This window comes from Streptomyces bottropensis ATCC 25435 (genome assembly GCF_000383595.1).
Lineage (GTDB): Bacteria > Actinomycetota > Actinomycetes > Streptomycetales > Streptomycetaceae > Streptomyces > Streptomyces bottropensis.
The window spans coordinates 594986-619817 of sequence record NZ_KB911581.1; the positions used below are offsets into that span (position 1 = coordinate 594986).

Here is a 24832-nt window from a genome sequence, read left to right on the forward strand (position 1 = left end):
CCTGTGACGAGTTAGCCTCCGCCCATGGCAAACGGGCAGTGGTACCCACCCGAGTGGCCGGACCGCATCCGCGCACTCGCGGCCGGCACGCTGACACCGGTGACCCCCAGGCGGGCCGCCACCGTCATGCTGCTCAAGGACACGGCCGACACCCCTGTCGTGCACATGCTGCGCAGACGGGCCTCCATGGCCTTCGCCGGGGGCGCGTACGCCTATCCGGGTGGCGGTGTGGATCCCCGCGACGACGACCACCAGGTCCGTTGGGCGGGCCCCACGCGCGCGTGGTGGGCGTCCAGGCTCGGTGTCGACGAGAACGACGCCCAGGCGATCGTCTGCGCGGCCGTACGGGAGACGTACGAGGAGGCGGGCGTGCTGCTCGCCGGGCCCGGCCCCGACACCGTCGTCGGCGACACCACGGGCGACGACTGGGAGGCGGACCGTGCGGCGGTGGCCTCCCGGGAGCTGTCCTTCGCGGAGTTCCTGGAGCGCAGGGGGCTGGTCCTGCGCTCCGACCTGCTGGGCGCCTGGGCACGCTGGATCACCCCCGAGTTCGAGTCCCGCCGCTACGACACCTGGTTCTTCGTGGCCGCCCTCCCGCAGGGCCAGCGCACCCGCAACGCCTCCACGGAGGCCGACCGCACGGTGTGGATCCGGCCCAGGGACGCGGCGGACGGCTACGACAAGGGCGAACTGCTGATGATGCCGCCCACCATCGCGACCCTGCGCCGGCTCGCGGAGTACGACTCGGCCGCCGCCGCGCTCGACGCCGCGCCCGCTCGGGACCTGACCCCCGTCCTCGCCGAGGCCCGTCTGGAGAACGACGACGTGGTCCTGTCCTGGCCGGGCCACGCCGAGTTCACCAAGCGTGTCCCCGCCGGCGAGGACTCCTCATGACGGACGCGACAGCGCTCCGGGGCCGGCCGGGCGGCGAGGCACTGTCCCCGCTCTCGCCGCGCGTCCCACCGGGCAGGCGTCGCCGCACCGCGCGGGCCACCGCCCGACGCCGTGACACTCCACCCGTTCCGCTGGAAGGCACCTCCGCATGACCGACGCAGCAGCCCTCCCCGGCCGGCCCAGGGGCGGCGTCCTGTCGGGGCCCGCCACCGCGCGCGCGGTCAACGTGCTCGCGCCGAACGCCTCCGTGATGACGTTGGACGGGACCAACACCTGGATCGTGTCCGAGCCGGACTCCGACCTGGCGGTCGTGATCGACCCGGGTCCGCTGGACGACGTCCACCTGCGCGGTGTGCTCGACACGGCGGAGAGGGCCGGCAAACGGGTCGCGCTGACCCTGCTCACGCACGGCCACCCGGACCACGCCGAGGGCGCCGCCCGGTTCGCCGAGCTGACCAGGACGAACGTCCGGGCCCTCGACCCCGCGCTGCGGCTCGGCGACGAAGGGCTGGGCGCGGGTGACGTCATCTCGGTCGGCGGCCTGGAACTCCGTGTCGTGCTCACCCCCGGGCACACCGCCGACTCGCTCTGCTTCCACCTCCCGGCCGACCGCGCCGTTCTGACGGGCGACACGGTCCTCGGGCGCGGCACGACGGTCGTGGCCCACCCCGACGGCCGCCTCGGCGACTATCTCGACTCCCTGCGCTGCCTCAGGTCCCTCACGGTCGACGACGGAGTGCACACCGTCCTGCCCGGCCACGGCCCCGTCCTGGACGACGCCCAGGGTGCCGTCGAGTTCTATCTCGCCCACCGCGCGCACCGGCTCGCACAGGTCGAGACGGCCGTCGAGAACGGCCACCGCCCCCCCGCCGAGGTCGTCACCCACGTCTACGCGGACGTCGACCGCTCCCTGTGGCCGGCCGCGGAGCTCTCGGTGCGGGCACAACTGGAGTACCTGACCGAGCACGGCCTGATCTGACCCTCCCCGCGCGCCTGAGCGCCCGTCTCCGGCACGACACCCGGTGAGGAGCACCCCTGGGGCCTCGGGGACCTCCCAGGCCCCAGAGGCCCCTCCCAGGGCCGCCCAGGCCCTCCGGTGCCAGGGGCACCCCGCTACGGCTCACCGGGACGCGGCGCCTTGAGGCCGTGCACGCGCGCGTACTCCTGCGCCAACCAGGGCCCGAGGTCGTCCAGATACGACCGCAGAACGCCGACGTCGGCATCCGGCTCGTATCCGGCCACCGCCGCCGCGCGCATCTGGGCGGCGCGCTCGGGGTAGTACTCGCCGAACGCCTGCGCCATCTCGCGCAGATCGCTGGTCCAGCCGTTCCATTGCGGCATGACGAGGGTGAACCCGGTACGGACGAGCCGCCGGGACCAACCACGGACAAGCCTCCGCCGGGCGTCGTCGTCGGCTGCCGCGAGCCGCGCGCGCCAGCGCGGCAGGTGCAGCGCGAGGTCGCCGTTCGTCTCGCGGGCGAGGAGGGAGTCCGGCCGGTAGCGGGGCAGCTCCCTTGCGAGATCCTCGCCCAGCAGGGGGGTGCACAGACAGGCCAGGAACCAGCCCAGGTCGTACCTCTCCAGGTCGCTGAGCACCTGCGCCCGGCAGACCAGCAGCGTCCCGGCCCCGTCGATCTGCGGAAACCGCGCGTCCAGAGCCTCGTCCAGCGACCGGGCCGCCGCCCGGTCGGCCTCCGCGGGCTCCCCGCGCAGCACCAGCAACAGATCGAGGTCACTGCGCCCCGGGCGAGCCGTGCCCCGGGGAATCGACCCGTAGAGGTACGCACTGTCCAGCCGCCCCTCGAACAGCTGCGCAACCCGCTCCCGGGCCGCCACGACCACCGGCCGAAAGTCCTCACCGACCCGTGCCAAAGCCCCTTCCCGCTCGATGTACCCCTGACTGTCCAGCCCTCTCGCACGCCCCGTTCCGGCCATACGGCCACTGTGCGCCGAGGCGGCTCGCGCGGGCAGCTCGTTTTTCCGGGAGACGGGAGACGGGAGGGGGAGGCGGCGGGGGAGGCAACGGGAACGCGGGGCGAAACCAAAAGGGCCCGTCTCGCGGACGAGACGAACCCCTTCGACGCACATGCGAACGGCCGTGCGGCCGGATCGGCAGGCTACAAGCCCTGGCCGGTCATACGAGCTGTACCGGCCGGCACTCCGCCCGCTCCGGCCGGCACTCCGCCCGCTCCGGCCGGCACACCGCACCGGCCCACGACCCGACCCGCGTCAACGTGACCGCTTGGCCAGCCGCTCCACGTCCAGCAGGATCACCGCGCGGGCCTCCAGGCGCAGCCACCCGCGCTGCGCGAAGTCCGCCAGAGCCTTGTTCACGGTCTCGCGGGACGCGCCCACGAGCTGCGCCAGTTCTTCCTGGGTGAGGTCGTGCACCACGTGGATGCCCTCCTCCGACTGCACACCGAACCGCCGGGAGAGGTCCAGCAGCGCACGAGCGACCCGCCCGGGAACGTCCGAGAACACGAGGTCGGACATCTGGTCGTTGGTCTTGCGCAGTCGGCGCGCGACGGCCCGCAGCAGCGCCGCGGCCACCTCGGGCCGCGCGTTCAGCCACGGCTGGAGATCGCCGTGGCCGAGGCCGAGCAGCTTGACCTCGGTCAGTGCCGTGGCGGTCGCCGTACGCGGACCGGGGTCGAACAGCGACAGCTCGCCGATCAGCTCACCGGGGCCGAGAACGGCCAGCATGTTCTCGCGGCCGTCGGGCGACGCGCGGTGCAGCTTGACCTTGCCTTCGGTGACCACATAGAGGCGGTCACCCGGGTCGCCCTCGTGGAAGAGAGCGTCACCCCGCGCGAGGGTCACCTCACTCATGGAGGCGCGGAGCTCCGCGGCCTGCTCGTCATCGAGCGCCGCGAAGAGCGGGGCGCGCCGCAGAACGTCGTCCACGAGTTCTCTCCTTGTCGACCTGCTCAGGGGATCTTGCTCCCCGTACTACCAGGGGACCGTGTTCCCCATCTTGCCGGACGGACCAAACAGTGTGATCTGTCACAAGGATGCCGCACACATGTCCCGGGGTAAGCGTCAGGGGTCCAATTGGGGGCCGATCATCTGGGCCCGGGGCGGATGTCGGTGCCGGGCTTTAGGCTGGCCGGGTGTCCAAATCGCCGGTGACAGCACAGGCCAAGGGGGCTGGGCGGGTGGTTGCACGTCGCGATTCCGCTGTGGGCGAACAGGGCTCCACGGGAGCGAACAAAACGGCAAAGGCGATGAAGGTGTCTAATCCATCAATGGCGGAGAACTCCGCCCAGAAGGCCACGGGCCGGACGAAAAAGGCCGCACCGGTGAAAAGGGCTGCCGCCCGAAGTGCCGCCCAAAAGACAGCGGCCGTAAAGAAGACAGCCGCGGCCGTGGAGAAGACGGCCGCGAAGAAGGCCACCTCGACGCAAAATACGGCACCGGCACGGAAAAGAACCTCGACCCGAAAGACGTCCTCGGCGAAAGCGACCACCGTCACCTCGGCCGCCCCCGCCGAGACAGCAGCCAAACCCCCCACCTCCGAGTCCCGAACCGCCCTCGTCCGCCGTGCCCGTCGCATCAACCGCGAACTCGCCGAGGTGTACCCGTACGCGCACCCGGAGTTGGACTTCGAGAACTCCTTCCAGCTGATCGTGGCGACGGTCCTGTCCGCGCAGACGACCGACCTGCGGGTCAACCAGACGACCCCGGCGCTCTTCGCGAAGTACCCGACCCCCGAGGACCTGGCCGCGGCCGACCCGCAGGAGGTCGAGGAGATCCTGCGGCCCTGCGGTTTCTTCCGGGCCAAGACGAGGTCGGTCATGGGGCTGTCGAAGGCTCTGGTGGAGACCCACGGCGGCGAGGTCCCCGGCCGGCTCGAAGACCTGGTCAAGCTGCCCGGTGTCGGCCGCAAGACCGCCTTCGTCGTGCTGGGCAACGCCTTCGGCCGGCCCGGCATCACCGTGGACACGCACTTCCAGAGGCTCGTACGGCGCTGGCGGTGGACCGAGGCGACCGACCCCGACAAGATCGAGGCGGCCATCGGCGCGCTCTTCCCGAAGAGCGAGTGGACGATGCTGTCGCACCACGTGATCTTCCACGGCCGCCGTATCTGCCACGCCCGCAAACCGGCCTGCGGTGCCTGCCCCATCGCCCCGCTCTGCCCGGCGTTCGGCGAGGGCGAGACCGACCCGGAGAAGGCCAGGAAGCTACTGAAGTACGAGAAGGGCGGCTTCCCCGGCCAGCGCCTCAAGCCCCCGCAGTCCTACCTCGACGCGGGCGGTATCCCGGCCCCGCCCCTCGGAGCCGCCGGATGACGGACCCCACGACACGGTCCGGGACGCGCCCTCGCCGCCCCGGTGCCCGCCACCCACACGAGGGACATCGGGCACAGGCGGAACGATCAGCGCTCTCCCGGGCGTTGGGACCGGAAGAACGACGGGGGTGGCTATGACACGCGCGAGCCGGACGGACGGCGGCACGGACACCGACAGCGGGCACCGCACGAGGGGCGGGCACGTGGGGCTGGACAGAGCCGGGCTGCCCGCATGGCTGGACCCGGTCGTGCGCGCCGTCGACACGATCGAGCCGTTGCAACTGAGCCGCTTCCTGCCGCCGGAGAACGGCTCGGGCCGGCAGTCGGCCGTCCTGATCCTGTTCGGCGAGGGACCGAGCGGCCCCGAGCTGCTGCTCATGGAGCGCGCCGGCTCTCTTCGGTCGCACGCCGGCCAGCCCTCGTTCCCGGGCGGTGCCCTCGACCCCGAGGACGGCGACCCGCGGACCGACGGCCCGCTGCGCGCCGCCCTGCGCGAGGCCGAGGAGGAGACCGGTCTCGACCCCGCGGGCGTCCAGATCTTCGGCGTGCTGCCCAAGCTGTACATCCCGGTCAGCGGCTTCGTCGTGACGCCCGTCCTCGGCTGGTGGCGCCGGCCGACCCCCGTCCGGGTCGTCGATGTGAACGAGACGGCCCGCGTCTTCACCGTCCCCGTGGCGGATCTCACGGATCCGGCCAACAGAGCCACCGCCGTCCACCCCCGGGGCTATGCGGGCCCGGCATTTCTGGTCGAATCGGCCCTCGTGTGGGGGTTCACGGCCGGCGTGATCGACCGTCTGCTGCACTACGCGGGCTGGGAGCGCCCCTGGGACCGCGAGAAGCAGGTCCCGCTCGACTGGCGCTCATGACAGGGTGGCTGCCGTGCTGCGTCTTCCGGGGCCTGTTGCGTCTCCCTGTCGCCGCGCGGCGGACCGGTCCCCCGGTCGGCCTGTAGTGATGGCGAAGTGACGAGGCGAGGCTTGAAGCGGTGAACGTGCTGGACATCCTGTTGCTGGTCGCCGCCGTCTGGTTCGCGATCGTGGGCTATCGACAGGGCTTCGTCGTCGGCATCCTCTCGGTGATCGGCTTCCTGGGGGGCGGCCTCGTCGCCGTCTACGTCATGCCCGTCGTCTGGGACTGGATGACGGACAACTCCGAGGTCAGCACGGCCGCCGCCGTGGTCGCGGTGGTCATCGTGATCGTCTGCGCCTCCGTGGGGCAGGCCCTGACCACCCACCTCGGCAACAAACTGCGCCGCTACATCACATGGTCCCCGGCGCGCGCCCTGGACGCCACCGGCGGCGCGCTGGTCAACGTGGTGGCCATGCTGCTGGTCGCCTGGCTGATCGGTTCCGCACTCGCGGGGACGACGCTGCCGACCGTCGGCAAGGAGGTCCGCACCTCCAAGGTGCTGCAAGGCGTGGCGGGGGCCCTGCCCGACCAGGCGGACACCTGGTTCGCGGACTTCTCGTCGGTCCTCACGCAGAACGGCTTCCCGCAGGTCTTCAGCCCGTTCTCCAACGAGCCGATCACCGAGGTCCAGCCTCCCGACCCGGCACTCGCGAGCAGCCCGGTCGCGCAGCGCGCCAAGCGGTCCATCGTCAAGGTCATGGGCACCGCCCAGAGTTGCGGCAAGGTTCTCGAAGGCACCGGCTTCGTCTTCGGCGAGCGCCGGGTGATGACCAACGCGCACGTGGTCGGCGGAGTGGACGAGCCCACGGTCCAGATCGGTGGCGAGGGCCGCAAGTACGAGGCCAAGGTCGTCCTGTACGACTGGGAGCGCGACATCGCCGTACTGGACGTGCCGGGCCTGAAGGCGCCCGTGCTGGAGTTCACCACCAAGGACGCCGCCGGCAGCGACGACGCGATCGTCGCGGGCTTCCCGGAGAACGGCGCGTACGACATCCGCCCCGCGCGCGTGCGGGGGCGCATCACGGCCAACGGCGCCGACATCTACAAGCGCGGCACCGTCCACCGTGACGTCTACTCGCTGTACGCCACCGTCCGCCAGGGCAACTCGGGCGGCCCGCTGCTCACGCCCGAAGGCAAGGTATACGGCGTGGTCTTCGCGAAGTCCCTCGACGACCCGGACACGGGCTACGCCCTCACCGCGGACGAGGTCGAGGAGGACATCGCCAAGGGCCGTACGGCCAACCAGCAGGTGGACAGCGACAGCTGCGCGCTCTGAGGCCGGGCGGAGCCGGTGTGGTGAGGTCCTGTGCGGGTCGCCCCGCGTGGGTCAGGGACGGGAATGGCGCAGCCGGGCCGAGACCCAGCGGGCCCGGCGGCGCAGGATGCGCGGAATTCCCAGCCGGGGATCCGTGCCCTGCAACTGCGGGGCGCCCCTCTGGTGGGAGCTCAGGCCCGCGGCCGAGCGGCGGTTGCGTGCTGCGTCACTGTAGTCGTGCGTCCAGCCCATACCCCGACGTGTGCCCCCGCCCCAAGGTCCATAACCGCCCCCACGCCCCCCAATTGGCCTATGCGCCGGGCAAGTAACTGTTCGTAGAACATTTGTTTCACGGCCGGACGGTGGACGGGCCCCGAGGAGCTCAACGCACGGACCCGGAGGGGCTCAACGGACGGGCCCGGAGGGGCTCAACGGTCGGGCCCGGAGGGGCTCAACGGTCGGGCTCGGGGTCCTTCAGCCAGTTGATGAGTTCGGCCGAGAACGCCACCGGGTCCTCCTCGTGCGGGAAGTGCCCCAGACCGTCGAACAGCCGCCAACGGTACGGCGCTTCGACGTACTCCCCGGACCCGGCCGCGCTGCGGGTACGCATCACCGGGTCGAGTGAACCGTGCAGGTGGAGGGTGGGCACCCGGACCGGGCGCTTCATCCTGCGGTTGAACTGGATGCCGTCCGGGCGGGCCAGGGACCGCACCATCCACCGGTAGGGCTCGATCGAGCAATGCGCCGTCGACGGGATGCACATCGCCCGCCGGTACGCCTCCACGGCCTCGTCGTCGGGCAGGCGCGGCCCCGACCAGTCCCGGATCAGCCGGCCGACCAGGGCGCCGTCGTCGGCGGTGAGTTGACGCTCCGGGATCCAGGGCCGCTGGAACCCCCAGATGTAGGAACCCGCGGACGTCTGCTTGACGTCCGAGAGCATCGCCGACCGCCACCGCCGCGGGTGCGGCATCGAGGACACCGCGAGCCGCCGGACGAGCTTGGGGCGCATCACGGCAGCCGTCCACGCCAGATAGCCGCCCAGGTCGTGGCCGACCAGGGCGGCGTCGGGCTCGCCGAGCGACCGTACGACTCCGGTGATGTCCAGGGCGAGGTTCGCGGGGTCGTAACCCCGGGGCGTGCGGTCGCTGCCGCCGACCCCGCGCAGGTCCATCGCCACGGCCCGGAAGCCCGCGTCGGCGAGGGCGACCAGCTGGTGCCGCCAGGTCCACCAGAACTGCGGGAAGCCGTGCAGCAGCAGCACCAGCGGCCCGTCGCCCACCTCCGCGATATGGAAACGCGCGCCGTTGGCGGCCACGTCCCGGTGGATCAGTTCCTTGGCGCCGGGCACGTCGAGTCGTACGGGGGACGCGGGCTGATTCGAGAGGGCGGCCGGGGCGGTCGCGGGGTCGGTCATGACGTCGAGCGTGCCACAGCCTCGACGGCGTCGTCGGCCGGGGCGGGCCGACGGGGGTGCGGCTTGGCGTTCTGCAGCACGCCCGCCGTCTCCTTCATCGACGCGGCGACCTTCTGCGGGCCCTGGCCCTTCTTGGCCTTCTTCGAGAAGACGACGCCGATCAGTGTTAGCACCAGGGCGACCAGTACGTTCGCCGCGAACGAGAGCAGGAAGCAGATCGCGAGGTTCCACTCGCTCCAGGTGCGGATGCCGTACGCCAGGGCGAAACTCAGCATCGGCAGAGAGAAGATCAGCACCGTGCCGGCGGCGGTGAACGCCCCGCCGCCGATCACCCCTCGCTTGACGTCCTGCCTGAGCTGGGCCTTGGCCAGCGCGATCTCGTCGTGCACCAGCGCGGACATCTCGGCCGTCGCCGAGGCGAACAGCTGGCCGACACTGCGTTCGGCTCCGACCGGGCTGCCGTCGGGTGCGCTCATCGGGGTCTCCCTCATATGCGTTTGTACGGTCCTGTCTACGGTCTGGTCAGATCATGCCGGACCGTCGTCGCCGTCGCCTGCCCCGCCCGCCACTTCGGCAAGCCTGCGATGCTCGGCGGCCTTGCGTTCGTAGAGCGCGGCCATGCGCAGGTGGTACTCCGGGTCGTCCTGTTCGTAGATGTCGGGGATGCCGTCCTGGTCGTCGTCGCGCTCCTCCGCGGCCCACAGCGCCTGGTACTTCGCGTTCCTCATCTTCAGCAGCACGGTCGCCAGGGCCGCCGCGACGAGCGAGCCGGTGAGGACCGCCGCCTTGACGCTGTCGGTGAGCACCCGGTCGCCCTCGAAGGCCAGTTCGCCGATGAGCAGCGACACGGTGAAGCCGATTCCGGCCAGGGAGGCGACCGCGAAGACGTCCGGCCAGACCAGGTTCTCGGAGAGGGATGCCCTGGTGAACCGGGCGGTCAGCCAGGTCCCGCCGAAGATCCCGACCGCCTTGCCGACGACCAGCCCGAGCACCACCCCGAGCGTCTCCGGCTGCGTGAACACCTTGCCCAGGGCACCTCCGGAGACCGCGACACCTGCGCTGAACAGGGCGAACAGCGGGACCGCCACACCGGCGGACAGGGGGCGCACGAGGTGCTCGATGTGTTCGCCGGGGGAGCGCTCCTCGCCCTCACGCCGGGTGCACCGCAGCATCAGCCCCATCGCGACCCCGGCGACGGTGGCGTGCACGCCGCTGTTGTACATCAGCGCCCAGCTGACGAGCGCGAGCGGAACGTACACGTACCACCCGCGCACGCCCTTCCTGAGCAGCAGCCAGAAGACGGCGAGAGCGGCGAACGCGCCGCCGAGGGCGGCGAAGTCGAGGTCGTCGGTGAAGAACACCGCGATGATCAGGATCGCGCACAGGTCGTCGACCACGGCGAGGGTGAGCAGGAAGGCGCGCAGCGCGTTCGGCAGGGAGGTGCCGATGACGGCGAGCACGGCCAGCGCGAAGGCGATGTCGGTCGCCGTGGGCACCGCCCATCCGGACAGGGAGCCGCCGCCGGTGAGGCTGGTGAGCGTGTAGACGAGCGCGGGTACGGCCATGCCGCACAGCGCGGCGACCACGGGCAGCACGGCCGTCCTGGGGTCCTTGAGGTCACCGGCCACGAGTTCGCGCTTGAGTTCGATGCCGGCGACGAAGAAGAACACGGCGAGGAGGCCGTCCGCCGCCCAGTGCGCCACGGACAGGTCGAGGCCGAGCGCCGCGGGGCCGAAGTGGAAGTCGCTCACGCGCGCGTAGCTGTCGTGCAGCGCGGGGACGTTGACCCAGATCAGTGCGGTGACGGAGGCCAGCAGCAGCAGGCAGCCGCCCACGGTCTCGGTGCGCAGCGCGTCCGCCACGAAGGTCCGCTCGGGCAGGGAGAGTCGGCCGAGGACCTTGCGGGTGGGTGTGGTGCGGGACGCGGCCACGACGGGGACCTCCGGTCGTTGGGCAGGACGGAACACTTGCCGACCAGACTTCCCGGCGCACCTGTTCTTTAGCTTAGCTAAAGGGCACCTCGCGCGCGTCGCGGGGTGCCCTTCGCGGTCGGACGGGGTGGGTCAGTCCTCGCTCGGCGCCGCCGGCAGCTTGGCCTGGATCAGGTCCATCACCGTGGAGTCGGTCAGCGTGGTGACGTCACCGAGCTGCCGGTTCTCCGCCACGTCCCGCAGCAGACGCCGCATGATCTTCCCGGAGCGGGTCTTCGGCAGCTCCTGCACCGGCAGGACCCGCTTCGGCTTGGCGATCGGCCCGAGGGTGGCGCCGACGTGGTTGCGCAGGTCGGCGACGAGGCCCTCGTCCTCGGCGTTCGCCGTGCCGCGCAGGATCACGAACGCCACGATCGCCTGACCGGTGGTCTCGTCGGCCGCGCCGACCACGGCCGCCTCGGCCACGGACGGATGGGAGACGAGCGCGGACTCCACCTCGGTCGTCGAGATGTTGTGGCCCGACACGAGCATCACGTCGTCGACGCGCCCGAGGAGCCAGATGTCCCCGTCGTCGTCCTTCTTCGCCCCGTCACCGGCGAAGTACTTGCCCTCGAACCGCGACCAGTACGTGTCGAGGAACCGCTGGTCGTCACCCCAGATGGTGCGCAGCATCGACGGCCACGGCTCGGTCAGGACCAGGTAACCGCCGCCACCGTCCGGTACTTCGCGGGCCTCGTCGTCCACCACCGTGGCGGAGATGCCCGGCAGCGGCGTCTGCGCCGAGCCCGGCTTGGTGGCCGTCACGCCCGGCAGCGGCGAGATCATCATCGCGCCGGTCTCGGTCTGCCACCAGGTGTCCACGATCGGCGTCGCGTCGGCCCCGATGTGCTTGCGGTACCAGATCCACGCCTCGGGGTTGATGGGCTCACCGACCGAGCCCAGCACCCGCAGGCTGCTGAGGTCGAACTTCGCGGGGATGTCGTCGCCCCACTTCATGAACGTGCGGATGGCCGTGGGCGCCGTGTAGAGGATCGTCACCCCGTACTTCTGCACGATCTCCCAGAACCGCCCCTGGTGCGGGGTGTCCGGCGTGCCCTCGTACATGACCTGCGTCGCGCCGTTGGCCAGCGGCCCGTACACGATGTACGAGTGGCCGGTGACCCAGCCGACGTCGGCCGTGCACCAGTACACGTCCGTCTCCGGCTTGAGGTCGAAGACGGCGTGGTGGGTGTACGACGTCTGGGTGAGATAGCCGCCGGAGGTGTGCAGGATGCCCTTGGGCTTACCCGTCGTGCCGGACGTGTACAGGATGAACAGCGGGTGCTCGGCCCCGAACGGCTGCGGGGTGTGCTCGGTGCTCTGCCGGTCGACGATCTCGTGCCACCACACGTCACGCGAGTCGTTCCAGGCGACGTCCTGACCGGTGCGGCGGACGACGAGGACGTGCTCGACATTGCCGGCTCGGTCGGCCGCGTCGTCCACGGCGGGCTTGAGCGCGGAGGGCTTGCCGCGCCGGTAGCCGCCGTCGGAGGTGATGACCACACGCGCGTCCGCGTCCTGGATACGGGTCGCGAGCGCGTCCGCGGAGAAGCCGCCGAACACGACGGAGTGCGCGGCGCCGATCCGTGCGCAGGCGAGCATCGCCACGGCCGTCTCCGGGATCATCGGCATGTACACCGCGACCCGGTCTCCGGCCTGGACCCCCAGCTCCAGCAGGGCGTTCGCCGCCTTGCTCACCTCGTCCTTGAGCTGGGCGTAGGTGAGGGCTTGGCTGTCGCCGGGCTCGCCCTCGAAGTGGATGGCGACCCGGTCGCCGTTGCCTGCCTCGACATGCCGGTCGACGCAGTTGTACGCGACGTTGAGCTCGCCGTCCGCGAACCACTTGGCGAACGGCGGGTTCGACCAGTCCAGCGTCTCGGTCGGCTCCTTGGCCCAGGCCAGCCGCCGGGCCTGCGCCGCCCAGAAGCCGAGCCGGTCCTCCCTGGCCTGCTCGTACGCCTCGGCCGTGACGTTGGCGTTCTCCGCCAGGTCAGCGGGCGGCGCGAAGCGTCGCTCCTCCTTCAAGAGGTTGGCCAGGCTTTCGTTGCTCACGACATCTCCCTTACGGTGCTTTGCCGGGCGACCGTTGTGTCCCAGGCCACAGCTCATCAGACCCGGACCCCCGATGACAAGGGCCTTCCTCTGATTGGTTTAGACCTGTGGGCGGGCGGCCCTGCGGTCAGGACGCCACCCGTTCCCACGGACCCCGACGGAGATCGGTTCACGCGCGCGTGTCGTGCAGAACCGTCTCGGCCGGGTCGGCCGTCCCGACCGTTCCGGCGACCTGGTCGAAGACTCCGCCGTCCGGAGCCTCCTCGGTGAGCAGATACGCCTGCGCCTCGCCCACGTGGAAGTACATCCCGTGCAGTTCGAGCGCGCCCTCGCGCAGCGCGCGGGCGACGGAGTCGTGGGCTCTGAGATGTTCCAGCTGCTGGATGACGTTGGTCAGGCAGAGCTGTTCGACGGCGTCGGCCGGTTCGCGGCCGGCCAGACGGGCCCAGGGACGGTTCTTGTCGGTCGCGCGGTCCAGGCTGGGCCGGCCGTGCCGCAGCCAGCGCTTGAGGGGGGTCTGGGCGCCGTGCGGGTCGGTCTTGAGCAGGGCCTGCATCGCACCGCAGCCGGAGTGCCCGCAGACCGTGATGGACCGGACGTGCAGCACGTCGATCGCGTACTCGATCGCCGCCGCCACCGAGTCGTCGCCGCTCTCCTCGCCGGGCAGCGGCACGAGGTTGCCGACGTTGCGCACGACGAAGAGGTCGCCGGGACCGCTGGAGGTGATCATCGAGGTGACGAGCCGGGAGTCGGCGCAGGTCAGGAACAGCTGCGAGGGCTGCTGTCCCTCGCGCGCCAGCCGGGCCAGCTCACCGCGGACCAGGGGCGCGGTGTTCCGCTGGAACGCGCTGATGCCCCGCGCGAGTTGATGACCGCGCGGCCCCTCGGCCGCCACCTCCTGGGGGGTCCCCGCGGTGGGGGTGGCCGGGGCCTCGCACTGGTGGTTGCGCCACGGTGTCCAGGGCCTGCAGCGGCAGCCGGCCGCCGAGGTGCCGGCGGGTTCGGCGATACGGATGCCGGCGCGGCCGGTGATCTCGACGGAGCCCCCGTGCGCCTGGTGCGCGTGCTGCCAGTCCTGCAGCGACTCGTACGCCGCGTGGTCCATGAACGACCCGTCCAGCTCCACGACGGCGGCGGCCCCCCGCGGGACCTGGTGCAGGGCCCGGCTGAGGCGGGGCACGGCGAGGAACGTCAACTGCCCGCGCACACGGACGTGATGGGCCCCCTCTCTTTCCGCGTGAGTGATGCGCGTGCGGGTGAGGCGGTGCAGGGCGACACCGACGGCCACGGCGATGCCCAGCGCGACGCCCTCCAGGACACCGAGGACGACGACGCCGAAGGTGGTGACGGCGTAGACCAGCACCTCGCGATGACGGGTGACCGTGCGGATGTGGTGCAGGGAGACCATCTGGACCCCGACGGCCATCACCAGGGCGGCGAGCGAGGCGAGGGGGATCATCTCCAGGCAGGGGACCAGGAACAGCGCGGCCGCCACCACCCAGACGCCGTGCAGCATCGTGGAGTTCCGGCTGGTCGCGCCGGCCCGGACGTTGGCCGTGCTGCGGACGGCGACGCCGGCGATGGGCAGGCCGCCGAGGATGCCGGAGACGACATTGGCCGCGCCCTGGCCGCGCAGCTCGCGGTCGAGGTCCGAGCGCCCCACGTCCGTCCGTCCCGCCGCCAGCTTGTCCATGGCGACGGCGCCGAGCAGCGACTGCACGCTGCACACCAGGGTGGTGGTCAGGACGGCGGCGACGATGCCGAGCACCGGCCCGTCGGGCACTCCGGCCAGGGCGTGGCTCCGCCACGACGGCAGGTCGACCATGGGCAGGCTCAGGGCGGCGAGCGAGGCCGCCGCCGTGGCGCCCGCGACGGCGACGAGGGCGGCCGGGACGATGCGCAGCCGCCGGCCGACGCGGCCGGGCAGATGGGGCCAGGCCAGCAGCAGGACGAGAGTGAGGGCGCTCACCGAGACCGCGGCGGGATGCAGGTGTGCCAGCTGGGCGGGCAGCGCGCCGATGTTGGCGCTGACCGAGCTCTGCGGGGTGCCGCCGAGCACGATGTGGAGCTGGGCGACGGCGATGGTGACCCCGATGCCGGCGAGCATGCCGTGCACGATCGCGGGGCTGACGGCGAGCGCCGAGCGGGCCACGCGCAGCTGGGCCAGGCCCAGTTGGGCCAGGCCGGCGAGGACGGTGATGGCGCAGGTGGTGCGCCAGCCGTACTGGTGGATGAGGTCGGCGGTGACGACGGTGAGGCCGGCCGCGGGGCCGCTGACCTGAAGAGGCGAGCCGCCCAGGCGTCCGGCGACGAGACCGCCGACGGCGGCGGCCACCAGGCCGGCCTGGAGCGGGGCGTCGGTGGCCAGGGCGATGCCCAGGGACAGGGGTAGCGCGATCAGGAAGACCGCGATGGAGGCCGACAGATCGGCGGCCGAGACACGGAACCGGCGACGCGGTCCCTGTGGGGGGCTGTGCGGTTGGTGATCACGCTCCGTCCGGTTCGAGTCCGGGTCGGTGGCGTGGGTGGGGACGCAGGCGGACATGGTCTCCCGTCTCCTCCGGGTCTGCGCGGCCGCGTGGGTCGCGGCCGTGGGGCACGGCGTATCAGTGGCGGGAATTCTCAACGCTCAGTAAACGAATCGTAATGCAGAGTAAAGGATGTACAAGAACATTAGCCGCAAATGGGTCATTGGATCACTCATGAGGATGAATGCGGCATTTCATCGGCTTGTCGTATTAATCATGATCGGAACTCTGTGCGACCTTGGCCGCTCTGCTCCCGAGCGAAGGAAGAAGGTGGGCGGAAAATGGCCGTCACCCAGAGGATCGCCGCCGGTGTCACGCTCGCCGCCACCTGTGCCGCGGCGCTCGCCGGATGCGGATTCGGTGAGCCGGCAGGCACCACCGGCTCGACCGGTCCCGGAAGAACCGAGAAGGAGGGGCGGCAGGGTGTTCCCGCCACGAAGGAGGGGGTTCCGGCGCCGCCGAAGACGGCGGTCCGTCTGATCGGTGACGGCTCCACCGCGTACACCGGTGTGCAGCCGCACCTTCCCAGGGCCGAACGGCTGAAGCCCGGTCAGAAGCCCCCGCAGTTCGTGGTCTTCTCCTGGGACGGCGCGGGGGAGGACGGCCAGCGGCTCTTCTCGCACTTCCGCAAGGTGGCGCGCGCCAACAACGCGACCATGACGTACTTCCTGAGCGGCGTGTACATGCTGCCGGAGGAGAAGCGGGATCTGTACCGCCCACCCCAGCACTCGCCGGGCCGGTCGGACATCGGCTTCAACGACGTCCGCGGAATCAAGGACACCGTGGACCAGCTGCGCGGCGCGTGGCTGGAGGGCAATGAGATCGGCACGCACTTCAACGGCCACTTCTGCGGTGCCGGCGGCGGGGTCGGCGAGTGGTCGGTCGAGGAGTGGAAGAGCGAGATCGCCCAGGCCAAGTCGTTCGTGAAGGCGTGGAAGACCAACACCGGCACGGAGCAGGCCGAGCCGTTGCCCTTCGACTACGACAAGGAGCTGATCGGCGCCCGCACGCCCTGTCTGGAGGGCCGGACGAACTTCATGCGGGCCGCCCGTGAACTCGGCTTCCGATACGACACCAGTGGCGTCAAGGACCAGGTGTGGCCCGAGAAGAAGGACGGGCTGTGGGACCTGTCGATGCAGCTCGTCCCCGTCCCGGGCCGCGACTTCGAGACGCTGACCATGGACTACAACTTCTACGTGAACCAGTCCGGGGCCCGAGCCGGGGCGGCGGGCCGGCAGGGGCAGTGGGGCGACCAGTTCCGCGACGGTCTGCTCGCGGGCTTCGAGCGCGCCTACGAGGGCAACCGTGCGCCCCTGATCATCGGCAACCACTTCGAGTCCTGGAACGGCGGCGTCTACATGCGTGCCGTCGAGGAGACCATCGAGGCGGTCTGCGGCAAGGCCGACGTGCGCTGCGTCTCCTTCCGGCAGCTCGCCGACTGGCTCGACGCCCAGGACCCGGAGGTCCTGGACAGGCTGAGCACCCTGGGGGTCGGCCAGGCGCCGAAGAAGGGCTGGGAGAGCTTCCTGTCCGCCGGATCGGCACCGGCCCCGAAGGGTGTCCCCGGGGCTCCGGCGGCCAGGCCGGAGGGGCGCGGGGCGGGAGCCGATCCGAAGCGGTGAGCGGAGCCGCAGCCGGAGCTGTGGCCAGAGCCCCAGCCGGGGTCGGAGCCATGGCAGGAGTCGCAGCCGGAGCCGGAGCCGGAGCCGGAGCCGGAGCTGGAGCCGCAGCCGGAGCCGGGATCGAGGCCGGCGACCGGGTCGGTGCCGCCGTGCGGCTCAGACCCTGGCCGCGACTCCCTCGGTGAGTACGAACTCGGGGTCGATCTGTGAGGCCAGGTCGGCCCCGGTCCTCTCGTTGCCCCAACTGGTCGCGTTCTTCAGGTGGAAGTGCGCCATCTGCCGGGTGTAGCGCTCCCAGTCGCGCAGCTCGTACGTGGAGTCGGCGGCTTCGTGCAGGGTGCGCAGGGACTGACGGTTGGCTTCCTCCAGGCGGTCGAAACGGGGCGGGCGCCCCTTCTCCAGGGCGCGCACCCAGTCCGAGTGCCCGAAGGTCACCAGCAGATCGTCCCCGACCTCGGCGCGGAGGAAGTCGAGGTCGTCGTCGGCGCGGACCTTGTTGCCGACGACCTTCAGGGCGACGCCGTAGTCACTGGCGTACTCCTTGTACTGGCGGTAGACGGAGACTCCTCGCCGTGTCGGCTCGGCGACGAGGAACGTCATGTCGAAGCGGGTGAACATGCCGGACGCGAAGGAGTCCGAACCGGCCGTCATGTCGACCACCACGTACTCGTCGCGGCCGTCCACCAGGTGGTTCAGGAACAGCTCCACCGCACCCGTCTTGGAGTGGTAGCAGGCGACCCCCAGGTCGGCGTCGGTGAAGGGGCCGGTGACCATCAAACGGACGGCCCCGCCGTCGAGTTCCACCGGGCGGGCGCAGGCGTCGTAGATGGCGTTGGGCTCGCAGATCCGCACCAGACGGGAGCCGTCGCCGGGCGGACTGGTCTTGATCATCGTCTCGGCGGAGGCGATCCGCGGATTGGAGCCGCGCAGATGGTTCTTGATCAGCGCCAGCCGGTCGCCCATCGCGGGCAGTTCGGCGGCCTCCGACTCGTCGAGACCGAGAGCGGCGCCCAGGTGTTGGTTGATGTCGGCGTCGACGGCGACGACCGGCGCTCCGGAGGCGGCGAGGTGGCGGATGAACAGGGAGGACAGCGTGGTCTTGCCACTCCCGCCCTTCCCGACGAAAGCAATTTTCATGTTCACTAACGGTAGTGGAGTGAGTGTCAAGGGTGTCCGCGCGGCGACGGAAGACCACTCCTTCGAGGGGTGGGCGGCCGGTGCGCGTAGGGTCGTACTCATGAGTACGACAGGTGCGGCCGCCGATCCGCTCGCGGCCCTGGGAGAGCTTCCCGGCGTGGCCGAGTCCGTGGAGTCCGTGCGCAAGGCCGTCGACCGCGTCTACGGCCACCGCGTCATGCGGCGCCGGAGCAACGCCGTCACCTCCGAGGCGGCCCTGCGCGGCGCACGCGGCTCGGCGGCACTGTCCGGCGCCGACTGGGCCCTCGAAGAGGTGCGCCGTCGCTCGGACTTCAGCGGCCAGGACGGTGACGACGAGGCCCGCGCCATGGGGGCCGCGTTGCGGCTGACCGCCGAGGCGGGCCAGCTGCTGTCCATCTGGCGGCAGTCGCCCCTGCGGGTGCTGGCGCGGCTGCATCTGGTGGCGGCCGGCCACGACGACGCGCGCGTGGGGCGGCCGCGGCAGGACGGGGAGCCGGTCGACGAGCCCCTCGTCGAACTGGCCCTGCCGGGTGCGGCCGAGGTCGCCGGGCGCCTCGACGGCCTCTCCGGGCTCATCATCCAGGGCGGTTCGGCCCCCGCTCTGGTGACGGCCGCCGTCGTCCACGGCGAACTGCTCGCCCTGCGGCCCTTCGGCTCCCACAACGGCCTCGTCGCGCGCGCGGCCGAGCGGATCGTCCTGATCGGCAGCGGCCTGGACCCCAAATCGGTCTGCCCGGCGGAGGTCGGCCACGCGGAACTCGGCCGTGCCGCCTACCTGGCCGCCCTCGACGGCTACGTCTCCGGTACTCCGCAGGGCATGGCCGCCTGGATCGCCCACTGCGGCAGGGCCATCGAACTGGGCGCGCGCGAGTCGACGGCGGTGTGCGAGGCGCTGCAGCGCGGAGCGGCGTAGAAGGCCGCGAAGTCGGAGTCCGGAGAACCCCCGGAAAAGGGTTGCGGCGGTACGAATTCTCGTACCGCCGCTGGCATGTTCACCCGGTTACCAAGCGTCCTCGATATATGCCCATCAGGCCGGGAACTTGGCCCGTGACCTGGTGCGGCTGGCCCGTAATCGACGGGTCGACGTCGCGTGGGTGCCCGGTGTTCATGCTAGGTCCGTGGGGCCAAAATGAGTTTTAAAGGTGATCCTCTCGGATGCCCTTTGGTCTCGCGGGCCTTGAATCCTTTCTACTCCAGGATCCGGGCAAGCGGAAGCCCTTGATGTGCTTCTTTACTTTTAGGTTCAAACAGGGTGAATCGGCCGGGGCGCTGCCGTCCGCAGGTCAGGCGGTCGCCACCCGGCGCCGGCTGGCGTACCAGACGAGCCCCGCTGTGGCCGCCGCGGCGCCTATGGCGGCCGCCGCGAGCAGGGCGGGTCGGGGCGGTACGGCCAGGCGCTGCTTGAGGCGTACCGGGCGGTGGAAGTCGAGAATGGGCCACCCGCGCGCGAGGGCCTCCCTGCGCAGCGTCCGGTCCGGATTCACCGCGTGCGGGTGCCCCACGGCCTCCAGCATCGGCAGGTCGGTCGCCGAGTCGCTGTACGCGTAGCAGTGCGCGAGGTCGTACTCCTCGGACTCGGCCAGGTCCCGGACGGCCTGGGCCTTGGTCGGACCGTAGGCGTAGTACTCCACCTCACCGGTGAAGCAGCCGTCGTCGCCGACGACCATCCGGGTGGCCACCACCCGGTCCGCGCCGAGAAGTTCGCCGATCGGCTCGACCACCTCGGCGCCGGAGGTGGAGACGATGACGACGTCCCGCCCGGCGGTGTGGTGCTCCTCGATGAGGGAGGCGGCCTCGTCGTAGATGATCGGGTCGATCAGGTCGTGCAGGGTCTCGGCGACGATGTCCTTCACCTGCTGGACGTTCCAGCCGCGGCACAGTGCGGACAGGTACTTCCGCATCCGCTCCATCTGGTCGTGGTCGGCGCCGCCCGCGAGGAACACGAACTGGGTGTACGCCGTCCGCAGGGCGGCCCTGCGGTTGATCAGGCCGCCTTGGTAGAACGACTTGCTGAAGGTGAGCGTGCTCGACTTCGCAATGACCGTCTTGTCCAGGTCAAAGAAGGCCGCTGTGCGGGGCAAGGAGTGGTTTTCCACGGGGCCGAGCATATGCGCCCGCCATTCGGGCTAGTGTGGGGCGTGTGGGTTTGCCTGAGAAGGCTCTCGGGTACACCATGGAAGTCACGGATCGTTCGCGACCGTGCTAACGCGGCCCGGCTCCTCCCCCCCCGAGTCGGCCGTGAAGACGACCCCCACTCTCCCCCCCGGTGGGGGTCGTCGCATGTCCGCATGCTTTTCTCCTCCCCGCCCAGCCCGCGAGGCCCGCATCTGCCCTCGTGGGCTTTCCTGTGTACCGGCACAGGATATGTCACCGTCCGTAGTCGGTGGGCTGCGCTGTGGAAGTCGTTCCGGAGCCGCCTGTTCGGGTGACGGCGATATTCACAGACATCCGGTTGTCCACAGAAATCGACCAAGATCCACATGATTTCCGGGATCGCCGCACCGTGATTGCAGCGCGTCCCGACGGCGGCCCCTTCATGGTCCGTTCCGTTTCCGGGATGCGTGGGTCCGGTATCCGTCGGCCGCCCGAATGGCGACCGATCGCCGGTCCCTGCACAGGACTTGGCCATGTGCGCCCGGAAGCGGAGCGCACGGGTCGACGCAGCGAAGGGGGCTGGGAATCGTGGCGGGAGCCATCACCGACGACAGGCCGTCCGCCGCCGAGGGGCGGCAGGGCAGGCCGTTGATCGTCACCGAGGACGTGGAACTGCTGGACGACCTGTTGCGCCTGTGCGCGGCGGCGGGCGCCCGGCCGGAGGTCCACCACACGGTGCCCGAGGGCCGCGGCCGATGGGAGACGGCACCGCTCGTGCTCGTCGGGGACGACGCGGCACGGCGGCTGCGCGGGGCCGCGCGCAGACGAGGAGTGGTTCTCGTCGGCAAGGACCAGGACGACTCAGGGGTCTGGCAACGCGCCGTGGAGATCGGCGCCGACCACGTCCTGATGCTGCCCGACGGCGAGCAGTGGCTCGTCGACCGCATCGCCGACGTGGCGGAGGGCGTCGGCAGGCCCGCGCTCACCGTCGGCGTGATCGGCGGCCGGGGCGGTGCCGGCGCGTCCACGCTGGCCTGCGCTCTCGCCGTCACCTCGGCGCGGCAGGGCACCCGCACGCTCCTCGTGGACGCCGATCCATTGGGCGGCGGCCTGGACGTGCTGCTCGGCGGTGAGAGCGCCGACGGACTGCGCTGGCCCGCCTTCGCCGCCTCGCGCGGCCGGGTCGGTGGCGGAGCCCTGGAGGAGTCGCTGCCCGAACTGCACTCCCTGCGCGTGTTGAGCTGGGACCGCGGCGACGCCGTCGCCGTCCCGCCCCAGGCCGTACGGGCGGTCCTCGCCGCGGCCAGGCGGCGCGGCGGAGCGGTCGTCGTCGACCTGCCGCGCCGCGTCGACGAGGGCGTCGCCGAGGCCCTCGCCCAGCTCGACCTGGCCCTTCTGGTCGTCCCCGCCGAACTGCGCGCCGTCGCCGCCGCCTCGCGCGTGGCCTCCGCCTTCGGCATGGTGCTGCGGGACCTCCGCGTCGCGGTCCGCGGGCCGTACGCCCCCGGCCTCGGCGACCACGAGGTGGCCCGCCTGCTGGGGCTTCCGCTCGCCGGCGAGGTACCCACCGAGGCCGGGCTGCCGGACGGCACCAAACCGCCGGGAGGCATCCCGCGCGGACCGCTCGCGCGGTTCTGCGAGGGCTTCTGGGAGCGGGTCGCGGTCAGGGGTGAGACGGCGTGACACGGATGCCCGAACACGCGCCGCGGCTGCCACCGCCGGGCGGCGCATACCCGCTGATGGCCGGGACGCGGCCGTGGCTGTCGATCGGAGGTGTGGGCGTATGAGCGGGATGCCCGACGACGGCCTGCTGGACGGAGTGCGTCAGTGGCTCGTCGAGAGCGGTGCCGAGCCGACGCCGGCGCGGGTCGCGCAGGCGCTGCGGGCGCGGGGGCGGGTGCTCGGGGACGCCGAGGTGCTCGGAGCGGCCGAGCGGCTGCGGTCGGAGTTGGTGGGGAGCGGCCCGCTGGAACCGCTGCTCGCCGACGCCTCGGTCACCGATGTGCTGGTGTCCGCGCCGGATCGGGTGTGGGTGGACCGGGGCGGCGGGCTCGAACTGACCGGGATCTCCTTCCCGGACGCGGCCGCCGTGCGACGTCTCGCACAGCGCCTGGCGGCCGTCGCCGGACGCCGGCTGGACGACGCCCGACCGTGGGTGGACGCCCGGCTCCCGGACGGCACCCGGCTCCACGCGGTGCTCCCACCGGTGGCCGTCGGCTCCACCTGCCTGTCGCTGCGCGTCGTACGGCCCCGTGCCTTCACCCTCGCCGAGCTGGCGACGGCGGGCACGGTGCCACCCGGCGGCGACCGCCTCCTGAGGGCGCTGATCCGCTCCCGGTTGTCGTACGTCATCAGCGGCGGGACCGGGACCGGCAAGACCACGCTCCTGAGCGCGTTGCTCGGGCTGGTCGACCCCGGTGAGCGGATCGTGCTGGCCGAGGACTCGGCGGAGCTGCGGCCCGATCATCCGCATGTGGTGCGGCTGGAGGGCAGACCGGCCAACCAGGAGGGCGTGGGCCTGGTCGAACTGCAGGACCTCGTGCGTCAGGCGCTGCGGATGCGCCCGGACCGGCTGGTGGTCGGCGAGGTGCGCGGAGCCGAGGTGGTGGCCCTGCTGGCCGCGCTCAACACCGGCCATGAGGGCGGCTGCGGGACGGTCCACGCCAATGCCGCGGGCCAGGTACCTGCCCGGCTGGAGGCCCTAGGTACGGCCGCCGGGCTCGACCGGGCGGCGCTGCACAGCCAGGTGGCGGCCGCGCTGTCGGTGGTCCTGCACCTCGTACGGGACCGGGACGGGCGACGGCGGATCGCGGAGGTGCATGTGCTGGAGAGGGACGCGTCGGGGCTGGTGGTGACCGTGCCGGCGCTCCGCTGGGGCGAGGAGGCGTTCGTGTACGAGCGGGGCTGGGAGCGGCTGCGGGGGCTGCTGCGGGACGGGCTGCGGGGCGGCGCGGACCCGGACGGGCAGGACGGACCGGAGAGGAGCGGGCAGTGGTGATGGAGGTCGGGGAGATGTCGGTCGGGCTGGTGGCCGTCGCCTGTGCCGGGGCGGCGGGCTGGATGTCGGGTGAACAGGGTGGCGCCGGGGTCCGGCGGGCGCGGTTGCTGCTGGCGGGAGGCGGGCCGGTGGGGCCGCCGCCCTGGACACGGGCGGCGATCGGCCGGGTGCGGCGGCTGGGGGCCGAGTGGTGGGCCCCGGTGGCCGGACTGGCGATCGCGGTTCTGGGGGCCTCGGTACTGCCGGTCCTCGCGGGGGCCGCCGCTGTGCCGGTGCTGCGGCGGGTGCGCCGGGCGGCGGAGGAGAGCCGGGCCCGGCAGCGGCGGGGCGATGCGGTGGTCGCGCTGTGCTCGGCGGTCGCCGGTGAGGTGAGGGCCGGGCGGCAGCCGGGTGAGGCGTTGGCGCGGGCCGCGCGGGACTCCGGAGGGCTGGGGGACGCCGAAGCGGTGGTGCTGGCGGCGGCACGGTTCGGCGGCGACGTACCGGGGGCCCTGGCGGACGCCGCACGACACCCGGGCGCCGACGGGCTGCTGGGACTCGCCGCGTGCTGGCGGGTGGCCGTCGACCGGGGCGCGGGCCTCGCCGCCGGGCTCGATCGGCTGGAGGGTGCCCTGCGCGCCGAGCGGGACCAGCGGGCCGACCTGCGCGCCCAGTTGGCCGGCGCCCGCTCGACGGCGGTGATGCTCGCGGGGCTGCCGGTCCTGGGCCTTCTGCTGGGGACCGCGCTCGGCGCCGATCCTCTGCGCGTGGTGCTGCACAGCACGGCAGGGCTGGGCTGTCTGCTCGTCGGCGGGGTGCTGGAGGGCGCGGGGCTGTGGTGGGCGCTGCGGATCGTACGGGGAGCTGAGGCGGCGTGAGCGGCGAGGTCGTCCACAGGCTGGGGATGGCCGTCTGCGCGATCGGGGGGCTGTGGTGGCTGGCCCGGTCGCTCGACATCACACGGCGTGAACACAGGCTGCGCGCCCGGCTGACCGCGGTGCTCAGCCTCGCCGCCGGGCCGCCCCGGCGAAGCCTCGTGCGCCGGGGTGCCGTACGGCGGTGGCTGCCGGTCGCCGGAGCCGTCTGCGCCGGATGGGTGCTCGTCGGGGGAGTCCTCGGGCTGGTCCTCGGTCCGGCCGCAGGAGTCGGGGCGTGGCTGTGGCTGCGGAGGGCACGGCGCGCGGGCGGCGACATGGCGGACGCCTACGACGCGGCCGAGGCCTCTCGCCAACTGCCGCTCGCCGCCGACCTGCTGGCCGCCTGCATCACCGCCGGAGCCAGCCCTGTGAGGGCCGCGCAGGCGGTGGGTGAGGCCCTGGGCGGACCGGTGGGCGAGCGGTTGGCCAGTGGTGCGGCACAGGCACGGCTCGGGGGTGAACCGGCCGAGGCGTGGCGTGCGTTGGCGTCCCTGCCGGGCGCCGGAGCACTGGCGAGGCTGCTGGAACGCGCGGACGAGTCCGGAGTACCGGCGGCTGCCCCTGTGGCCCGTCTCGCCGCCGAGGCCCGCGCCGACCGGGGCCGTTCGGCGACGGAGCGGGCTCGCCGGGCAGCCGTGATGGTCACCGCGCCGGTGGGGCTGTGCTTTCTGCCGGCCTTCATCACCGTGGGCGTGCTGCCGGTCGTCATCGGGCTCGCGGACGGGTTGTTGGGAGGGGGTGGGCCATGACGGGG

21 protein-coding genes are annotated in these 24832 nt (G+C 72.0%); 11 read left to right on the plus strand and 10 right to left on the minus strand.

Annotation, left to right across the window (positions count from 1 at the left end; translation table 11 throughout):
* Nucleotides 1-24 precede the first annotated feature (24 nt).
* Both STRBO_RS0102695 and STRBO_RS0102700 read left to right on the plus strand, forming a co-directional pair.
* The gene (locus STRBO_RS0102695) at nucleotides 25-894 is read left to right on the plus strand and encodes an NUDIX hydrolase (RefSeq protein WP_005476013.1); all 870 of its coding nucleotides are present in this window, start codon (nucleotides 25-27) and stop codon (nucleotides 892-894) included.
* 148 nt (nucleotides 895-1042) lie between these two features.
* Nucleotides 1043-1873, plus strand: a complete 831-nt coding sequence (locus STRBO_RS0102700; protein WP_020113733.1) for an MBL fold metallo-hydrolase — start codon at nucleotides 1043-1045, stop codon at nucleotides 1871-1873.
* A gap of 134 nt (nucleotides 1874-2007) precedes the next feature.
* Here STRBO_RS0102700 and STRBO_RS0102705 read toward each other — a convergent pair whose 3' ends face one another.
* Together STRBO_RS0102705 and STRBO_RS0102710 are read right to left on the minus strand one after the other, a co-directional pair.
* Nucleotides 2008-2829 carry a nucleotidyltransferase domain-containing protein gene (locus STRBO_RS0102705; RefSeq protein ID WP_202499634.1) on the minus strand — a complete coding sequence of 274 codons (822 nt, stop codon included), beginning with the start codon at nucleotides 2827-2829 and terminating at the stop codon, nucleotides 2008-2010.
* A gap of 294 nt (nucleotides 2830-3123) precedes the next feature.
* Nucleotides 3124-3798, minus strand: a complete 675-nt coding sequence (locus STRBO_RS0102710) for a Crp/Fnr family transcriptional regulator (protein WP_005476003.1) — start codon at nucleotides 3796-3798, stop codon at nucleotides 3124-3126.
* Between the two features lie 341 nt (nucleotides 3799-4139).
* On the opposite strand from STRBO_RS0102710, the gene nth reads away from it, so the two are divergent.
* From nth to STRBO_RS0102725, 3 genes are all read left to right on the plus strand, one after another.
* Entirely contained in the window at nucleotides 4140-5183 is a 1044-nt protein-coding gene (gene nth, locus STRBO_RS0102715) for an endonuclease III (protein ID WP_005476001.1), read from the plus strand.
* A gap of 133 nt (nucleotides 5184-5316) precedes the next feature.
* A complete protein-coding gene (locus STRBO_RS0102720) occupies nucleotides 5317-6048 on the plus strand; it encodes an NUDIX hydrolase (protein WP_005475999.1) in 732 nt (243 codons plus the stop codon).
* Between the two features lie 119 nt (nucleotides 6049-6167).
* Nucleotides 6168-7367 (plus strand): MarP family serine protease, encoded by a 1200-nt coding sequence (locus STRBO_RS0102725; RefSeq protein ID WP_005475997.1) that lies wholly within the window; start codon nucleotides 6168-6170, stop codon nucleotides 7365-7367.
* Nucleotides 7368-7418: 51 nt separating this feature from the next.
* Here the strand turns inward: STRBO_RS0102725 and STRBO_RS44375 are convergent, their stop codons facing one another.
* The 6 genes from STRBO_RS44375 to STRBO_RS0102750 all read right to left on the minus strand — a co-directional run bounded on the left by STRBO_RS44375 (nucleotide 7419) and on the right by STRBO_RS0102750 (nucleotide 15327).
* Complete coding sequence (locus tag STRBO_RS44375; RefSeq protein WP_005475995.1) at nucleotides 7419-7598, minus strand: hypothetical protein; 180 nt, start codon at nucleotides 7596-7598, stop codon at nucleotides 7419-7421.
* Nucleotides 7599-7797: 199 nt separating this feature from the next.
* Nucleotides 7798-8760, minus strand: coding sequence for an alpha/beta fold hydrolase (locus STRBO_RS0102730; RefSeq protein ID WP_005475993.1), 963 nt, complete (start codon nucleotides 8758-8760; stop codon nucleotides 7798-7800).
* Nucleotides 8757-9236, minus strand: coding sequence for a phage holin family protein (locus STRBO_RS0102735; protein ID WP_020113736.1), 480 nt, complete (start codon nucleotides 9234-9236; stop codon nucleotides 8757-8759). The genes STRBO_RS0102730 and STRBO_RS0102735 overlap by 4 nt, the downstream gene beginning before the upstream one ends.
* Before the next feature lie 51 nt (nucleotides 9237-9287).
* Nucleotides 9288-10691 carry a Na+/H+ antiporter NhaA gene (gene nhaA / locus STRBO_RS0102740; RefSeq protein ID WP_005475991.1) on the minus strand — a complete coding sequence of 468 codons (1404 nt, stop codon included), beginning with the start codon at nucleotides 10689-10691 and terminating at the stop codon, nucleotides 9288-9290.
* Nucleotides 10692-10823: 132 nt separating this feature from the next.
* Nucleotides 10824-12782 carry an acetate--CoA ligase gene (gene acs, locus STRBO_RS0102745; RefSeq protein ID WP_005475990.1) on the minus strand — a complete coding sequence of 653 codons (1959 nt, stop codon included), beginning with the start codon at nucleotides 12780-12782 and terminating at the stop codon, nucleotides 10824-10826.
* Nucleotides 12783-12951: 169 nt separating this feature from the next.
* Nucleotides 12952-15327: a SulP family inorganic anion transporter gene (locus STRBO_RS0102750; RefSeq protein ID WP_005475989.1), complete on the minus strand. Its 2376-nt coding sequence runs from the start codon at nucleotides 15325-15327 to the stop codon at nucleotides 12952-12954.
* Between the two features lie 264 nt (nucleotides 15328-15591).
* Between STRBO_RS0102750 and STRBO_RS0102755 the strand changes: the two genes are divergently transcribed.
* The gene (locus STRBO_RS0102755; protein ID WP_005475988.1) at nucleotides 15592-16932 is read left to right on the plus strand and encodes a polysaccharide deacetylase family protein; all 1341 of its coding nucleotides are present in this window, start codon (nucleotides 15592-15594) and stop codon (nucleotides 16930-16932) included.
* Nucleotides 16933-17088: 156 nt separating this feature from the next.
* Here STRBO_RS0102755 and STRBO_RS0102760 read toward each other — a convergent pair whose 3' ends face one another.
* A complete protein-coding gene (locus tag STRBO_RS0102760) occupies nucleotides 17089-18069 on the minus strand; it encodes an ATP-binding protein (RefSeq protein WP_020113737.1) in 981 nt (326 codons plus the stop codon).
* Between the two features lie 100 nt (nucleotides 18070-18169).
* Here STRBO_RS0102760 and STRBO_RS0102765 point away from each other — a divergent pair, with 100 nt between their 5' ends.
* A complete protein-coding gene (locus STRBO_RS0102765) occupies nucleotides 18170-19003 on the plus strand; it encodes a Fic family protein (protein WP_028796431.1) in 834 nt (277 codons plus the stop codon).
* A 370-nt stretch (nucleotides 19004-19373) separates the two neighbouring features.
* Here STRBO_RS0102765 and STRBO_RS0102770 read toward each other — a convergent pair whose 3' ends face one another.
* On the minus strand, nucleotides 19374-20198 hold the full coding sequence (locus tag STRBO_RS0102770; RefSeq protein WP_005475982.1) for an HAD family hydrolase: 825 nt from the start codon (nucleotides 20196-20198) through the stop codon (nucleotides 19374-19376).
* 574 nt (nucleotides 20199-20772) lie between these two features.
* Between STRBO_RS0102770 and ssd the strand changes: the two genes are divergently transcribed.
* The 4 genes from ssd (at nucleotide 20773) to STRBO_RS0102790 (ending at nucleotide 24827) form a co-directional block, all read left to right on the plus strand.
* A complete protein-coding gene (ssd, locus tag STRBO_RS0102775) occupies nucleotides 20773-21867 on the plus strand; it encodes a septum site-determining protein Ssd (RefSeq protein ID WP_005475980.1) in 1095 nt (364 codons plus the stop codon).
* 100 nt (nucleotides 21868-21967) lie between these two features.
* On the plus strand, nucleotides 21968-23182 hold the full coding sequence (locus tag STRBO_RS0102780; RefSeq protein WP_005475978.1) for a TadA family conjugal transfer-associated ATPase: 1215 nt from the start codon (nucleotides 21968-21970) through the stop codon (nucleotides 23180-23182).
* A complete protein-coding gene (locus STRBO_RS0102785; RefSeq protein ID WP_202499662.1) occupies nucleotides 23182-24039 on the plus strand; it encodes a type II secretion system F family protein in 858 nt (285 codons plus the stop codon). The genes STRBO_RS0102780 and STRBO_RS0102785 overlap by 1 nt, the downstream gene beginning before the upstream one ends.
* Nucleotides 24036-24827, plus strand: a complete 792-nt coding sequence (locus tag STRBO_RS0102790; protein WP_005475974.1) for a type II secretion system F family protein — start codon at nucleotides 24036-24038, stop codon at nucleotides 24825-24827. The genes STRBO_RS0102785 and STRBO_RS0102790 overlap by 4 nt, the downstream gene beginning before the upstream one ends.
* Nucleotides 24828-24832 lie beyond the last annotated feature (5 nt).

Bases quoted from the DNA above. Each gene is read 5' to 3' on its own strand.
- STRBO_RS0102765 (WP_028796431.1), top strand. From the start codon at position 18,170: ATGAGTACGACAGGTGCGGCCGCCGATCCGCTCGCGGCCCTGGGAGAG.
- STRBO_RS0102705 (WP_202499634.1), bottom strand. From the start codon at position 2,829: ATGGCCGGAACGGGGCGTGCGAGAGGGCTGGACAGTCAGGGGTACATC.
- STRBO_RS0102695 (WP_005476013.1), top strand. From the start codon at position 25: ATGGCAAACGGGCAGTGGTACCCACCCGAGTGGCCGGACCGCATCCGC.
- STRBO_RS0102750 (WP_005475989.1), bottom strand. From the start codon at position 15,327: ATGTCCGCCTGCGTCCCCACCCACGCCACCGACCCGGACTCGAACCGG.
- STRBO_RS0102770 (WP_005475982.1), bottom strand. From the start codon at position 20,198: ATGCTCGGCCCCGTGGAAAACCACTCCTTGCCCCGCACAGCGGCCTTC.
- STRBO_RS0102730 (WP_005475993.1), bottom strand. From the start codon at position 8,760: ATGACCGACCCCGCGACCGCCCCGGCCGCCCTCTCGAATCAGCCCGCG.
- STRBO_RS0102760 (WP_020113737.1), bottom strand. From the start codon at position 18,069: ATGAAAATTGCTTTCGTCGGGAAGGGCGGGAGTGGCAAGACCACGCTG.
- nth (WP_005476001.1), top strand. From the start codon at position 4,140: ATGGCGGAGAACTCCGCCCAGAAGGCCACGGGCCGGACGAAAAAGGCC.
- STRBO_RS0102735 (WP_020113736.1), bottom strand. From the start codon at position 9,236: ATGAGCGCACCCGACGGCAGCCCGGTCGGAGCCGAACGCAGTGTCGGC.
- STRBO_RS0102780 (WP_005475978.1), top strand. From the start codon at position 21,968: ATGAGCGGGATGCCCGACGACGGCCTGCTGGACGGAGTGCGTCAGTGG.
- STRBO_RS0102700 (WP_020113733.1), top strand. From the start codon at position 1,043: ATGACCGACGCAGCAGCCCTCCCCGGCCGGCCCAGGGGCGGCGTCCTG.
- STRBO_RS44375 (WP_005475995.1), bottom strand. From the start codon at position 7,598: ATGGGCTGGACGCACGACTACAGTGACGCAGCACGCAACCGCCGCTCG.
- STRBO_RS0102785 (WP_202499662.1), top strand. From the start codon at position 23,182: ATGGAGGTCGGGGAGATGTCGGTCGGGCTGGTGGCCGTCGCCTGTGCC.
- STRBO_RS0102720 (WP_005475999.1), top strand. From the start codon at position 5,317: ATGACACGCGCGAGCCGGACGGACGGCGGCACGGACACCGACAGCGGG.
- STRBO_RS0102755 (WP_005475988.1), top strand. From the start codon at position 15,592: ATGGCCGTCACCCAGAGGATCGCCGCCGGTGTCACGCTCGCCGCCACC.